Origin of the sequence: Agrobacterium sp. (assembly GCF_032092815.1) — a bacterium.
Classification (GTDB): domain Bacteria; phylum Pseudomonadota; class Alphaproteobacteria; order Rhizobiales; family Rhizobiaceae; genus Agrobacterium.
The window spans coordinates 19,576-32,817 of sequence record NZ_DAMDBP010000009.1; the positions used below are offsets into that span (position 1 = coordinate 19,576).

Sequence of the window (13,242 nt, forward strand, 5' to 3'; positions counted from 1 at the left end):
AAATGGTGCAGGGTGCAATGGAGCATGAAATGGATTCAAGTCAGGGTGGGCCGGCTTCGTAAACGCGAAGTTGACCTTCTGATGTGGTGGGTGGCCGCTGGCGCGCATGCCGTATATTCACCGGATATTTCTGGAAAATGTACTTCGCATCGCAGGTGATGATGCGCCGTGTGCGCTGGCGGGAATGCTTGATTGGCCGGTGGGATCAGAAAGCCGATGGTTCTGATCCCTTCAACAGCGCGGCATCGATTTATAGGGAAAGAGTGTTTCACAGAACTCGCCTGAAGGCAGCAGAAGAAGAGTGCTGCCGGAGACGTTTGTCGTTCAGGGTAACCAATGGCCTTCAATCAGAATTGCGAATCTCTGGGCGATAGTCTTCGGCTTTTCTTCAAGAGTGGATCAAGCCCGATCCTGCCGCTGCCGTACACAACGAGTGCCAGTGCCATGGCTGCCCATGGCAGATGGAAATTGGCCCAGCCGTCAGGGATCGTCAGTTGGATCACAGCCGTCATCGTCAGCAGTCCGAGAGCGGCATAGCGGGTGAAAAGTCCAAGGACAAGGAGAACGGGAAGGACAAGTTCGGCAATCCCGGCTGCCGCGGCCATGGTTAACGGCATGGGATAGGCATACTGGCTACCGAAGATATGCAGCTTGAACTCCTCCTGGAACAGGTACTGTGCGCCTGACGATAGGGTCAAAAATCCATCCCACTTCGTAAGGCCAGACTTGAAAAAAGGGATTGCCAGCGCCAGTCGCAGCGCCAGAAGCGGCAGGGCGTGCGGAATGGAGGCAAGAAGGCTTTCCGCGCGCGCATGAAGCGAGATGAGGGCTGCACCCGGGCCGCGGGAGGACGCGAGGTCGATAGTCATGATTTGGCTCCTTCGGGGGGTATGAGGGCGCAGAACGCGCCGAGGCCGATCAAACCGACCAGCGCGGAACCGAAATCGAATTCGGGATCGGCGTTGAATGCGGTCTCAGCCGCCTCGCCAAGGCAGACGCCATCATGCAGCTGCGCTGCGAATGCGGCGTCTCGTGGCGGCAAGACATGGATCTGGACGTGCATTGCCGGTCGCACCACCAGCACCGTCTCCCCTTCCCAACTGGTGATCGGAGCAACCGTATCGCCCTGATGGGCGCTCCAGATGGAGCCTGCGGGAAAAGAAGATCGCATGAGCCGTGCTGAGGGGTGCGGAAGCAGTGCCAGCCCGCCAAGTCCGCCGGCCGGTATGGCTGCAAGCTCTGTTGCATCGAGCGGCATCCTGTCGGCGGCGTGATAGGCACGGGTCCAGGCAACTTCGATCCGTGCCACATCTGGGAGATAGGCGAGGGAGGCCGCAGGCGCGAAACTCGAAATGAATTCGGGAAAATCGTCGCCGTAATGCATGATCAGCGGCGAGACCGGCTTGTGGTCTGCGACATAAACCCGCGCCATGCCGGTGAAGAAATCGACCCCGACAAGCCGCTGCGTTACCGGGAAACGCAGCGCGAGCGCCGCCGTCAGCCCGACATGGACATTGTTGCGATAGACCGCAAAACGAGATGCATCTGCCGCGCCGCGGGCGGTGGTGACGCCTTGCGGCAAGGGCAGGCCCGGATGCAAAAGGGCGGCGGCAAAGGCGTCCTGGCTGTCGACGAAAGCCATGATCATGCCGCCTGGGTCGTCGCGCGGTGCCGGGCTGCGGCGTCCAGCATGCGATCGGTACGGACCGCTTCCGCGTGCAAGGTCGCGAAGTCGGGAACATCGTTGTCCCATTCGATCAGCGTCGGCAGGGGGCCGCTGCGTGCCAGCGTGTGCCGGTAAAGCTCCACCACGTCGTTGCTGACGGCGGTGCCGTGAGCGTCGATCAGCAGACGGTCGCCGGCATCATCCACGGTCTCGTCGTATCCAGCCAGGTGAATTTCCCCGACCAGTTCCACCGGGAAACGGTCGATATAATCGACTGGATCCAACCGGTGGTTAACCGCCGAAACCATGACATTGTTGACGTCGAGCAACAGCCCGCAGCCGGTGCGCGCGGCGATCTGCGCCAGAAAATCCACTTCCTCAATCGTGCTCTGCGCAAACACGACATAGGTGGACGGGTTTTCCAGCAGCAATTTGCGGCCAAGCCATTGCTGGGTTTCGTCGACGTGGTCGATCACTCGCGCCAGTGTTTCAGGCGTGTAGGGCAGCGGCAACAGGTCGTTCAGGAAGCCGGAGTCATGCGTGGACCAGGCGAGATGTTCCGAGAAGCTTTGCGGCCGGTAGCGGTCGACAAGGGTGCGAAGTCTCTTGAGGTGTTCCTTGTCGAGGTCGCGCGCCGCACCGATTGACAGGCCGACGCCGTGAAGGGACAGCGGATAGCGCTCGGTGATGGCTTCGAGATAGCGGTGTGGCGGACCGCCTGCACCCATGTAGTTTTCGGCATGGACTTCAAAGAAGCCGACATCGGGCTGGCCGACGAGAATAGCATCGTAGTGTTCCGGCTTGAGGCCGAGCCCGGCGCGGGCAGGCAGGACATGCGCTGATACGGTCATTGCGGTTCTCCCGATATCGACTGAAGAGACGGAGGCCCGGCGGTGCGGGCCTCCGGGCGTGCTCAGCCCTTCATTGGCTCCAGCATGCCCTTGTGGCCGTCGACATTCATCGATGTGCAGGTGCCAGCCGGGACAGCCTTCCAGGCATTGCCCTGGTAGTCCATGGTCGAAGTGCCGGCGCAGGTGGTGCCGGGGCCAGCTGCGCAATCGTTCTGGCCTTTGAGCGCGATGCCGTAGCACTTTTCGTTGCCGACCATCTTTTCCGGCGCCAGCGGGGCGGCGAAAGCGGTAGATGCAAGTGCCGAGGCGAGCGAGCCGGCGAGGGCAAGGGCGAGCGTGGAACGGTTCATAGTTGATCTCCTCTTTGAATATCGCAGACAGTTGTTTGGCTGCGTATCCGGGTTTTCGTTTCGCCTGTGCTGTTTGTTACCTTCTGCCTCAAACACGAATTTGTTACCTCGACTCGAGAGGTATTGGACAAATTTTTGGGCAATGCGTAACAAAGTGGGCACCGCGCGCGAATGGGGGATATGAGGTTGAGCGGCCAGGACGAAAAAGAGCTCGCGGCGTTGCTGCAAGCTGCAATTGCGGGCAATGAAAAGGCTTATGCCGCCTTTCTCACGCGTACCGCCGCGATCGTGCGTGGCTTTGCGCGACGCAAGATCGTGCACGGGGGCATTGAGCCGGAGGACATCGTGCAGGAAACGCTGTTGGCGATTCACACGAAGCGCCATACCTGGATAACTGACGAGCCCGTCTTGCCCTGGATTTACGCGATCACGCGCTACAAGTTGATCGATGCTTTCCGCAAGCGTGGCCGCCGCGTTGAAATCGAGATCGAGGAAATCGCCGAGACGGTAGCATTGGAGGTGGCGGAGACCGTAAGCGCCCGCGACATCGCTCGGGTGCTTGACGGATTGGCGCCAGGTCAGCGTTCAATCGTTACGGCGATTTCGATCGACGGCCACTCGATTGGTGAGACCGCAACGAAATTCGGCATGACAGAAACGGCCGTGCGTGTGGCGTTGCATCGAGGCTTGCGAGCAATCGCAAAGAGATTTGGACGGAACGAAAATGCGAACTGATCACCTCATCAATCTTCTGGCGCAAGACACGTCGACACGGTCCATGCCCCTCAGCCGTGTGTGGGGCATCGCTTTTGTGATCGCCACGTTTGCTGCCGCCATTGCGTTTTTTGTTCTCATCGGGCCCCGTCCGGATTTCCTGACGGCGGCACATACGGTCCGCTTCGTTTTCAAATTTGTGACGACGCTGGCGCTTGTCGTCCTCGCCCTTGTGCTTCTGCGGGCGCTCGCTCGCCCCGGCGCGGATATATCGCGCCCGGCATGGCTTATGCTTGTGGTGCCGGCGTTTCTAGCTGTTGCGGTCGCGGCTGAATTCGCTACCTTGCCTTTCACGCAGTGGCAATCGGCCTGGTGGGGCAGCAATATTGTTATCTGCCTCACGTTCATTCCCCTCATTGGCGTGGTGCCGCTTGCGGTGTTTCTCTTGGCTCTTCGTCATGGGGCACCGTCTCGACCAAGGCTGGCAGGCGGCGTTGCCGGCCTGCTTGCTGGAGGAATTGCCGCCACTTTCTACGCAGCGCACTGCACTGACGATTCTCCGCTTTTCGTGGCGACCTGGTATTCGGTGGCTATCTCCAGCCTCGTCCTGCTCGGCACACTATTTGGGCCCAAAATAGCCCGGTGGTAATAGGGCTTTGTAACGGAACGACCTGTCTCACATGCATGAGTTGTTTCGAGGGTTAGGACGAAAACGGGTTCTGGCGCAACGCAAGACCACCTGTGCCAGCTTAAGGCGACACCCCCGCAAGAGGAACTGAATCAGATCCTATCGGAGGGCGGCGGTCGCCGCCATCCGATAGGCCCGGCACAGGCCTTTACAGTGCAAGACCGGTCGCGCGATCGAAGACATAGACACGTTCACGGTTGATGTTGGCTGTAAACGGGGAGTTGGTACGAACCAGCTGTTCGCCATCGACGACGGCTGTCACGGGATGTCCGGCAAGATCGAAGATGACATGCGTCTGCGCGCCTGTCGGTTCGACAAGCAGCGTATTGCCTGACACGGTGACATCGCCCTCTCCTCCCATCGCAAAGTGCTCCGGGCGCATGCCGATCGTCACCGGCTGGCCGCGTTTCACGTTGCGATGGTGAGAGATTCCAATTGCCGTTCCGTTATCGAGACGGGCGGCTGGGGTTCCATCGTCACCATCAACGACACACTCGACGAGGTTCATCGCAGGTGAACCGATAAAGGCTGCCACGAACAGGTTGGCAGGCGTCTTGTAGAGTTCGAGTGGTGTTCCGTGCTGCTCGATGCGACCTTGGTTGAGAACGACGACACGGTCAGCGAGCGTCATGGCTTCGATCTGATCGTGGGTGACGTAAATCGATGTCGTCCCGACCTTTTGATGCAGTGTTTTGATCTCGCTTCGCATCTGGACGCGCAGCTTCGCATCCAGGTTGGATAAGGGCTCGTCAAAAAGAAAGACGGCCGGATTGCGCACGACCGCACGCCCCATGGCAACACGCTGCCTTTGCCCGCCGGACAGTTGGGATGGCTTGCGATCCAGAAGGTTGGCAAGGTCGAGCATGCGAGCAGCTTCTGCCACACGCTCCTCGATCACAGCCTTTGGCTGGCCTGCGATCTTCAGGTTGAAGCCCATGTTTTCGGCAACAGTCATGTGCGGGTAAAGGGCATAAGACTGGAATACCATCGCAATGTTACGCTCGCGTGGCGTCATTTCGTTGACGACGTTCCCACCGATCACGATGTCGCCGTCGGTAATTTCCTCAAGGCCTGCGATCATGCGCAAAAGCGTAGACTTGCCACATCCCGAGGGGCCAACGAGGGCGATGAACTCGCCATCGGCAATGTCGAGCGAAATGCCATGTATGACATCGAGGGAGCCGTAGGATTTGCGGATATTGTTGAGTTCTACAGATGCCATAGTCTGCTCCCTGTCATGACTTGACGGCGCCGGCCGTAAGGCCGGCAATGATGTGTTTCTGAGCCACGAAAAACACGATGATTGTTGGAAGAATTGTCATGGTGATGAAGGCAAGCACCAGCTGCCATTCGGTCCCGAATTCGCCGCGATAGACCATGATTCCGAGCGGCCATGGATATTTGGATTCCGAATTGAGCATGATCAGCGGCAGAATGTAGCTGTTCCAACTCCCGACAAAAGAAACGATGCCGACGGTTGCAATGATCGGACGAGAAAGTGGCATGGAGATATGCCAGAAGAACTTCAGATAGCCACATCCATCGACAAAGGCAGCATGAAAGAGCTCGTCTGGCAGGTTTCGGAAATAGTTTCGAAACAACAGAATGCTCATGCCCAGGCCAAAGGCCACCTGTGGCAGGACGACGCCCCAATAGGTATCCAACAGGCCCAGATCGCGAATGCGAATGAAGAGTGGCAAGATGGCGGTTGCGGCTGGAAACATAAGGCCGAGCAGAAAATAGTTGAGCAGGAAGCTCGAACCGAAGAATTTCACATGAGCGAAGGTGAAGGCTGCCATGGCCGAGACGACAAGTGTCAGAAACACCGTCAGAACTGCAATGACCAGCGAGTTGAAAATCTGCAACCAGTAACGTTTTCCGAGCAGAATGTCGCCGTAGTTTGACCACTGCCATTCAGCGGGCAGGCCAAACGGATTTACGCGCAGGTCACCCAGTGTCTTGAAGCCTCCGAGGGCAGTTGTCAGGAGGGGGATCAACACGATTGCAGCAATCAGGGCGAGCGACACGTAAAGATAAATACGCGTCTGCAGGCTTACGCGGACGGATGTGGACATATCAGTCATGACGCATAAATATCCTTTTGTAGCCGAAGGCGAGCGTGACACAGATGATGAAAAGGACAACGCCGACCGCGCTTCCAAGTCCAACCTGCATGCGCATGACGCCATAGGTGTAAAGGAAGGTCACCATGGTCTGCGTGGAGTTCGAAGGTCCGCCGCCCGTCAATGGCATGATCATGTCGAAGAGTTGTAGAGAGCCGATCACCGCAAAGAAGATCGAAAGACGAACGGTAGAGCCGAGCATCGGCAACGTGATATAGCGAAATTTCTGCCAGCCAGTTGCGCCGTCGATCTCCGCGGCCTCAAGGACATTTTTGTCAACGGATTGCAGACCTGCAATGAAGAGCATCATGTGGAAGCCGAAATACTTCCAGACAATCACGGCAAGCACCGCATAGATAGCGACATCCTTGTCGGCGAGGACATATGGATTGGCAAAACCGAAAAAGTTGGAAATCGCTGCAAACAATCCGTAGTCACCGTCATAAACGAAACGCCAGATCAGACCGGCTGCAACATCCGCCAAAACATAGGGAAGAAAAAACACCAGACGAAACGCGACAACGCCAGGGATCCGGTGTGCGAGCATTGTCGCAAGCCAGATTGCAAGCGGGATTTGAATTAAGACCGAAATGACAATGATCAAGGCGTTGTTGATGAGAGCCTGCGAGAAGGCGGCATTCCCAAACAGCACCTGGAAGTTTTTAAGACCAATAAACTCGTTTGGCGTGCCGTAGCCGTTCCAGCGATAGAGACTATACCAGGCAGCCTCTCCCATCGGCAAAATCACAAAAAGCGTGAAGAGGAGCAGTGCCGGGGGAAGGAAGACCAAGAGGGTCAGGGCCCGGTCATGTGCGGCAGAGCTATGCTTGCGCTTTGCCTTTATGGCCGGTTTGGCAAGCGCCGGTGCAGCGTTGATGGAAATATTTGTCATGATATCCGCTTTCGTATTCACACGAGGGCGACAAACGCCGCACAATCATGCGGCGTTTTCATCGTTCCGGCGGGATCAGCGAAGCTCGAAAGCATCCTGAATCTGCTGAGCACCCTCTTCAGACGTCATCTGACCCGAAACAATTTCGACGGATACGTCGTTAACGACACGGCCAACGGCCGCACCGAGCGTCTGGTCGAAAAAGTTCTGGTGCCAGGTGGATGCGGCCAGCTGCTTTGCGGAATCGGCCATAAGCGGATTTGTCACAGCCTCGCTTGCGCCTACCGCGACTGGTAAGATCATGCCAGCGGCCGCCAGTTTCTTTTCGTTGTCGGCATTGGTAAGGAAGGTTGCAAAGTCGATTGCTTCCTGCGAAGCGTTCGTTGTCAGCGCCCAGCCGTTCAGACCGCCCAATGTATCACTGGCCTTGCCTGCTCCGCCTTCAACGGCTGGAAACGCAAAACGACCAAGATTGTCAGACGAAAGCCCTTTTCCGTCACCGGCATTTTTTCGCTGGTTTGCTTCGGTATTGTCAAAACCGAGGATCATTGCCGCCTTGCCATCACCAAAAACGCCAAGCGCCTGTGGCCAGGTGGCGCCAAGGTAACCCGGCTGGAATGGCTCCAGCTTGCCAAATTCGGCAAGCTGCTCGCCAGCCTTGATGATTGCAGGATCCATAAAGCCTTCGCCTTCGCCCTTGCGAGCTGCATCGAAGACGGCTTGTCCGCCGTTGCGCATCACGAGATAACTCCAGTAGAAATGGATCGGCCATTTCTCGCCACCGCCACCGGCGATTGGAACAATGCCAGCTTCCTTGATCTTTTTGACAGCAGCGCCAAGATCATCCCAGCTCTTGATATCATCTGCTTTCACACCAGCCTTCGCAAAGAGCTCCTTGTTGTAGAAGAAGCTGACAAGACTGACGCGGTAGGGGACAGCCCAAACCTTGCCATCAAACGACAAACCCTCAACGGCAGCCGGATTATAAGCATTGCGGATTTTGCCACCGTCGGCGTCAAAGACCTCTGTCAGATCTTTGAGGGCACCGGTGTTGGACTGCTCCTCGAGAACACCACCGCCCCAGCTGTAAAAGAAGTCAGGCACGTCATTTGACTGCAGAAGTGTTGGCAGTTTTGCCTTGAAGGCCTCGTTTTCGAGAAACTGCAGCTGAACGTCAACATCTGGATGTTTGCTCTCGTAATCCTTGGCAATCTCCTCCCAGACGGCCACAGATTTGGGATCCAGTTCGACATGCATCCATTTGACGACGGTGGCAGCAGATGCGCTTGCCGCGCCGAGCATGAGAGTGATGGCTGTGGTCGTGGCAAGCGAAATCAACTTGCCGCCCAGGCTTGCGCCCGCGTGCATATACGTCATGATAGTGATCCTCCCGGGGAGTTCCTCACATTTAATCCCCAATCCGAATTAATTCATATAAGGATGCGCTGATTGTCAAGGCGCATCGCTGAGTTTTTAACCTTTTAGCTTGACATCACCCAGGTCTCTGACGCTATTTAATCCGCATTCCGACATTAATATGTGGTCGGATGATACCCGCCAATGCTCGCTGCGACTGGACGATATGAAGACTGCCGACCCCGAACTGATGCGCGCAATCAATCGCTTGAACGTCCTCGATACGGTTCGTCGCCACGGACCAATCTCGCGTGTGGAAATCAGCGAACGAACACAACTTTCCACGACAACTGTTTCGGCAATTACGGCGTCGCTGCTGGATGACGGCCTCATCTTGTCGAGACATTTGGGGGATATTCGAACGGAAGGTGCGCGTGGTCGCCCGCGCGTTATGCTCGAACTCAATCCTGACGCAGCGCGTGTGGTCGGCGCAAAAATCGCAGCCAGCCGCATGGTGTTTGTTGTAACTGACTTTTGCGGAAACGTGCTTTCGACACTTGCTCTTCCCATCCGCATCGATCGCCAACCGATCGGGGTCATTGCCGATCTCATCGAGGACGGAGTTCGTCGTTGTGTTGTCGATGCCGGACTTTCCCTTGAAGACGTTGACAGGGTCTGCCTTGGTCTGCCGGGCGTTATCGAACACAGAACCGGCAAAATCCGCTTCAGTCCAGTGCTGCGAGAGGTCAATATCGATTTCGCGGGCGAGATGACGGCGCGCTTCGGCACGCCCACCACGATCGAAAGTGATGCGCATGCCGTAACCCTCGGCCATCACTGGTTCGGCAAGGCTCGTGATCTTGAAGACATGGTTCTGATCTCTCTCGAACAGACGCTTGGACTTGGCGTTTTACATAGGAACGACCTTTTTCGCGGCGCGGGCGGCCTGAGCCATAACCTCGGCGATCTGGTGCTTTTCGCCTCTCCCGAGGGGACGGTGCGGCTTGCAAGTCAGGCGGGCGAAAATGCAATTCTGGAAGCGCGAACGGCAGACGGGCGTTTTGCTGAGGCCATTCGCCTCGGCAGGGGCATGCAACATGCTCAGTCTCTTGTCCTTGCGCAAGATGGTGAACTCATTGCCGCAGCCAAACGAGCGGGGACGGCAATTGGTCTGACCTTGGCCAATATTGTCACCCTGTTTGCGCCGCCGCGTGTCATATTGGTCGGTTCGAGTCTGGAACTCGGCGCACCATTCATCGACAGTATCAGGGCCGCCTACGAGACCTCTGTGCCGCCTTCGTTGCAAGGCGTTGCGGAACTGGTTTTCGACACGTCGAGCGACGAACTTTGGGCGCAAGGGGCAGCAGCTGTCGCGCTTTACGAACTTTATGAATCACCTTGGAACACAACAGGTCCTGCTTTCTGAGGAGGGAGCGGACGTAAAGCATCATGGGAGAGAAGACTATGGAAAAGGTCGGTATTGGCATCATTGGATGCGGCAATATCTCAGGGGCCTACCTAAAGGCGATGGCATCGTTTCCAATCCTCGATATCAAAGGTGTCGCGGACATGCAGTCAGACTTGGCCCGAGCAAAGGCTGAGGAGTTCAATCTCGCCGCGCGCAGCGTCGAGGAGTTGCTGGCTGATCCGGAGATCGAGATCATCGTCAACCTGACAATTCCAAAGGCGCATGTGGAGGTCGGTCTGCGGGCGCTTGACGCAGGCAAGCACACCTATTCTGAAAAACCGCTCGGCATTAATTTTACAGAAGGCAAAAAGCTTGCGGAAGCCGCCAAGTCCAAAGGGCTTCGCATTGGAGCAGCCCCAGACACATTTTTGGGTGGTGGCCACCAGACTGCGCGTATCTTGATCGATCAGGGCGTACTCGGCGCACCGGTGGGCGGAACGGCAACATTCATGTGCCCTGGGCATGAACGCTGGCACCCCAATCCGGCCTTCTATTATGAAGTCGGTGGCGGTCCGATGCTAGACATGGGTCCATATTACATCACCGATCTCGTCAATCTGTTTGGACCGGTCGCGAAAGTGGCGGGCTTTGCTTTTTCACCGCGGACAGAACGACTGATCACGAGCGAACCGCGCAACGGCGAGAAGATCCCAGTCCATGTTGCAACGCATGTGGCTGGAGCACTTGCTTTCCAAAATGGAGCCGTCGTTCAGGTCGGCATGAGTTTCGATGTTGCCGGGCATAAGCATGTGCCGCTTGAGCTCTACGGGACGGAGGGTACACTGATTGTTCCCGACCCCAATCACTTCGGCGGAGAAGTCCAGCTTCTCAAAAAAGGTGGTGAGTTCCAGGTTCAGGAACTGTCGTCTCCCTATGCCGACGGCAATTATCGCTCAATTGGCGTAGCAGATATGGCCCACGCCATCCGCTCCAACCGGCAGCACCGTGCCAACGGTGACCTTGCCCTCCACGTGCTCGAGGTGATGGAGGCGTTTCAAACTGCATCCGACACCGGAACAACAATTTCAATTCGCACTGCCGTGGATCGACCGGCTCCGCTTGCGGATTCGCTTGTTGATGGCCGCATCGGCCGATAATTCTGAGGAGAGATAGAATGCGTGAAGCACTTATTGTTTGGGGCGGATGGAGCGGTCACGAGCCTCAGGAATGCTCAATTATCGTCAAGGATATTCTCGAAGAGGAAGGTTTCAAGGTCTATGTCGAACACAGCACGGAGGCTTTTGCAGATCCGTCCGTTCATGACCTGAGCTTGGTCGTGCCAATCGTAACGATGTCCAAGATCGAAAAAGAGGAAATCAAGAACCTTGCCGCTGCAGTCGAGAACGGTGTTGGCATCGCCGGCTATCATGGAGGCGCTGGTGACAGCTTTCGCGAATGCGTCGAGTATCAGTTCATGATCGGTGGACAGTGGGTTGCCCATCCCGGCAACATTATCGACTACACCGTCAACATCACGAAACCGCAAGATCCGATCATGGCGGGAATTTCGGATTTCCCCTACACGTCGGAACAATATTACATGCATGTCGATCCATCCAACGAGGTCCTTGCAACGACCACGTTTACTGGAGACCACGCCTGGTGGATTGATGGCGTTGTCATGCCTGTCGCGTGGAAGCGCAACTACGGCAAGGGGCGCGTCTTCTATTCAGCGCTTGGCCATCAGGCAAAGGAGTTCGCGGTACCGCAGATGCGCGAGATGTTCCGTCGTGGCGCCAACTGGGCCGCTCGTCAGGAAGCATAATCCTTTGAAACGAAATGCCAAGGCGGCTTGGCAGAATGGCGCGATATCCTCCCGGCCCCGTCATGCACGGTTGCCTTTAGCGTTAAATACGCAATGCCGAGCATTGCCAATACCTTCGACCACACCACAAAAATTTGCTAAGGTCGCTGCTTTGGTGGAGGATATCATGGGTATGCTTGACCGTTTGTTTTCGTCGCCTGACGCATTCATCAGTGATGGCGGCATGGAGACCGATCTGATCTTCCACGAAGGCGCCGAATTGCCGCTGTTTGTCTCCTTCGTTCTTCTCGACAACCCGCAGGGGCGTGAGATGCTGCGGCGCTATGCGCGCTCGTACTGCGATATGGCCCAGGCTGCGAAGCGTGGTTTTATGCTGGGCACGCCGACGTGGCGCGCCAACTGTGGCTGGGGAGCGAAGCTCGGACTTGACGATGCTGCAATCCGCGACGTGAATCGCCGCGCCATCGCCTTTGCCCGAGATTTGCGCGACAACCATCCCTGGCGCAATCATATACTGATTGAGGGAGTGCTTGGGCCGGCAGGCGACGGTTACGCACCCGAGGAGCTTTTGACCCCGGCCGACGCAACTCGCCTGCATAGCGCCCAGCTGGAAGCCTTTGCCGAGGAAGAGGTGGACATTGCCTCCGCTTTCACAATTACCCACCCAGGCGAAGCCATCGGCATAATCGGCCGGGCACGTGAACTTGGCCTGCCTGTTACTGTCTCGTTCACAGTCGAGACCGATGGCCGGCTGCCAAACGGGCAGGACCTCGATACCGCGCTAGGCTCGGTGGAGGCTGCAACTGGCGGCTACGCACGTTATTACGGCATCAACTGTGCCCATCCCGACCATTTTTTCGATAAGCTGCCATCGCACTGGCTCGACCGGATTGGCATGATCCGGCCAAACGCCTCGCGTCGGAGTCATGCCGAACTGGATGAGGCCACTCAACTCGACGACGGCGACCCACAGGAGTTCGGCGTACTTTCTGCACAAATTGCCAGGCGGCTACCGCATCTACGCGTCGTCGGCGGATGCTGCGGCTCGGACATACGGCATATAGAGGCTTTGATCGCAGCAGGCGCCTGAGCGCGAAAGATGCAGGCGTTTGCGGCTGAGTGATATCAGGGCTTGAGCATCACTCCAGGCAACAGGGTCAAAGGTTCTGCCCCATCACGGCAGAGGCTACGGTGCGCTCTGCACCAGAAGTGTCCATCAATCCGACTTCGGGCGTGAAGTCCTGGAATTGGACAGTGCTCGACCGTTCGGCGGTTGTCGCGTGCCTGCCGGGATGTGGTTTGAGAGGGGCTTTCGATGGGGATGCGTTGCCGTCTTGGCTGAAAGCCGTTTGCACACCGCAGGACGCGC

At 57.0% G+C, this 13,242-nt stretch carries 14 protein-coding genes; 6 read left to right on the plus strand and 8 right to left on the minus strand.

The features are described from left to right. Positions 1 to 347: 347 nt before the first annotated feature. The 4 genes from RT613_RS07040 to RT613_RS07055 all read right to left on the minus strand — a co-directional run bounded on the left by RT613_RS07040 (position 348) and on the right by RT613_RS07055 (position 2,867). Positions 348 to 869 (minus strand): DoxX family protein, encoded by a 522-nt coding sequence (locus tag RT613_RS07040; RefSeq protein WP_313614084.1) that lies wholly within the window; start codon positions 867 to 869, stop codon positions 348 to 350. Continuing rightward, on the minus strand, positions 866 to 1,648 hold the full coding sequence (locus RT613_RS07045; RefSeq protein ID WP_313614086.1) for a DNA-binding domain-containing protein: 783 nt from the start codon (positions 1,646 to 1,648) through the stop codon (positions 866 to 868). The genes RT613_RS07040 and RT613_RS07045 overlap by 4 nt, the downstream gene beginning before the upstream one ends. Next, positions 1,645 to 2,517, minus strand: coding sequence for a DUF692 domain-containing protein (locus tag RT613_RS07050; protein WP_313614088.1), 873 nt, complete (start codon positions 2,515 to 2,517; stop codon positions 1,645 to 1,647). The genes RT613_RS07045 and RT613_RS07050 overlap by 4 nt, the downstream gene beginning before the upstream one ends. 62 nt (positions 2,518 to 2,579) lie before the next feature. Next, complete coding sequence (locus tag RT613_RS07055; protein ID WP_313614089.1) at positions 2,580 to 2,867, minus strand: DUF2282 domain-containing protein; 288 nt, start codon at positions 2,865 to 2,867, stop codon at positions 2,580 to 2,582. Between the two features lie 186 nt (positions 2,868 to 3,053). On the opposite strand from RT613_RS07055, the gene RT613_RS07060 reads away from it, so the two are divergent. After that, positions 3,054 to 3,602, plus strand: coding sequence for a sigma-70 family RNA polymerase sigma factor (locus RT613_RS07060; protein WP_313614091.1), 549 nt, complete (start codon positions 3,054 to 3,056; stop codon positions 3,600 to 3,602). Further along, entirely contained in the window at positions 3,592 to 4,230 is a 639-nt protein-coding gene (locus RT613_RS07065) for an NrsF family protein (RefSeq protein ID WP_313614092.1), read from the plus strand. Before RT613_RS07060 ends, RT613_RS07065 begins: the two co-directional genes overlap by 11 nt. Before the next feature lie 187 nt (positions 4,231 to 4,417). Here the strand turns inward: RT613_RS07065 and RT613_RS07070 are convergent, their stop codons facing one another. The 4 genes from RT613_RS07070 to RT613_RS07085 form a co-directional block, all read right to left on the minus strand. Then, entirely contained in the window at positions 4,418 to 5,491 is a 1,074-nt protein-coding gene (locus tag RT613_RS07070; RefSeq protein WP_313614093.1) for a sn-glycerol-3-phosphate ABC transporter ATP-binding protein UgpC, read from the minus strand. A gap of 13 nt (positions 5,492 to 5,504) precedes the next feature. After that, on the minus strand, positions 5,505 to 6,353 hold the full coding sequence (locus tag RT613_RS07075; protein ID WP_313614094.1) for a carbohydrate ABC transporter permease: 849 nt from the start codon (positions 6,351 to 6,353) through the stop codon (positions 5,505 to 5,507). Continuing rightward, complete coding sequence (locus RT613_RS07080) at positions 6,346 to 7,284, minus strand: sugar ABC transporter permease (protein ID WP_313614096.1); 939 nt, start codon at positions 7,282 to 7,284, stop codon at positions 6,346 to 6,348. Before RT613_RS07080 ends, RT613_RS07075 begins: the two co-directional genes overlap by 8 nt. Positions 7,285 to 7,359: 75 nt before the next feature. After that, entirely contained in the window at positions 7,360 to 8,661 is a 1,302-nt protein-coding gene (locus RT613_RS07085; RefSeq protein WP_313614097.1) for an ABC transporter substrate-binding protein, read from the minus strand. A gap of 205 nt (positions 8,662 to 8,866) precedes the next feature. On the opposite strand from RT613_RS07085, the gene RT613_RS07090 reads away from it, so the two are divergent. The 4 genes from RT613_RS07090 (at position 8,867) to RT613_RS07105 (ending at position 12,963) form a co-directional block, all read left to right on the plus strand. Beyond that, on the plus strand, positions 8,867 to 10,066 hold the full coding sequence (locus tag RT613_RS07090; RefSeq protein ID WP_313614098.1) for an ROK family transcriptional regulator: 1,200 nt from the start codon (positions 8,867 to 8,869) through the stop codon (positions 10,064 to 10,066). Positions 10,067 to 10,104: 38 nt separating this feature from the next. Then, positions 10,105 to 11,205, plus strand: a complete 1,101-nt coding sequence (locus RT613_RS07095; RefSeq protein WP_313614317.1) for a Gfo/Idh/MocA family oxidoreductase — start codon at positions 10,105 to 10,107, stop codon at positions 11,203 to 11,205. A gap of 17 nt (positions 11,206 to 11,222) precedes the next feature. Then, entirely contained in the window at positions 11,223 to 11,873 is a 651-nt protein-coding gene (locus RT613_RS07100) for a ThuA domain-containing protein (RefSeq protein WP_313614100.1), read from the plus strand. 166 nt (positions 11,874 to 12,039) lie between these two features. Beyond that, positions 12,040 to 12,963: a homocysteine S-methyltransferase family protein gene (locus RT613_RS07105; protein WP_313614102.1), complete on the plus strand. Its 924-nt coding sequence runs from the start codon at positions 12,040 to 12,042 to the stop codon at positions 12,961 to 12,963. Positions 12,964 to 13,242: the final 279 nt, after the last annotated feature.

Bases quoted from the DNA above. Each gene is read 5' to 3' on its own strand.
- RT613_RS07040 (WP_313614084.1), bottom strand. From the start codon at position 869: ATGACTATCGACCTCGCGTCCTCCCGCGGCCCGGGTGCAGCCCTCATC.
- RT613_RS07045 (WP_313614086.1), bottom strand. From the start codon at position 1,648: ATGATCATGGCTTTCGTCGACAGCCAGGACGCCTTTGCCGCCGCCCTT.
- RT613_RS07050 (WP_313614088.1), bottom strand. From the start codon at position 2,517: ATGACCGTATCAGCGCATGTCCTGCCTGCCCGCGCCGGGCTCGGCCTC.
- RT613_RS07055 (WP_313614089.1), bottom strand. From the start codon at position 2,867: ATGAACCGTTCCACGCTCGCCCTTGCCCTCGCCGGCTCGCTCGCCTCG.
- RT613_RS07065 (WP_313614092.1), top strand. From the start codon at position 3,592: ATGCGAACTGATCACCTCATCAATCTTCTGGCGCAAGACACGTCGACA.
- RT613_RS07070 (WP_313614093.1), bottom strand. From the start codon at position 5,491: ATGGCATCTGTAGAACTCAACAATATCCGCAAATCCTACGGCTCCCTC.
- RT613_RS07075 (WP_313614094.1), bottom strand. From the start codon at position 6,353: ATGACTGATATGTCCACATCCGTCCGCGTAAGCCTGCAGACGCGTATT.
- RT613_RS07080 (WP_313614096.1), bottom strand. From the start codon at position 7,284: ATGACAAATATTTCCATCAACGCTGCACCGGCGCTTGCCAAACCGGCC.
- RT613_RS07085 (WP_313614097.1), bottom strand. From the start codon at position 8,661: ATGACGTATATGCACGCGGGCGCAAGCCTGGGCGGCAAGTTGATTTCG.
- RT613_RS07090 (WP_313614098.1), top strand. From the start codon at position 8,867: ATGAAGACTGCCGACCCCGAACTGATGCGCGCAATCAATCGCTTGAAC.
- RT613_RS07095 (WP_313614317.1), top strand. From the start codon at position 10,105: ATGGAAAAGGTCGGTATTGGCATCATTGGATGCGGCAATATCTCAGGG.
- RT613_RS07100 (WP_313614100.1), top strand. From the start codon at position 11,223: ATGCGTGAAGCACTTATTGTTTGGGGCGGATGGAGCGGTCACGAGCCT.
- RT613_RS07105 (WP_313614102.1), top strand. From the start codon at position 12,040: ATGGGTATGCTTGACCGTTTGTTTTCGTCGCCTGACGCATTCATCAGT.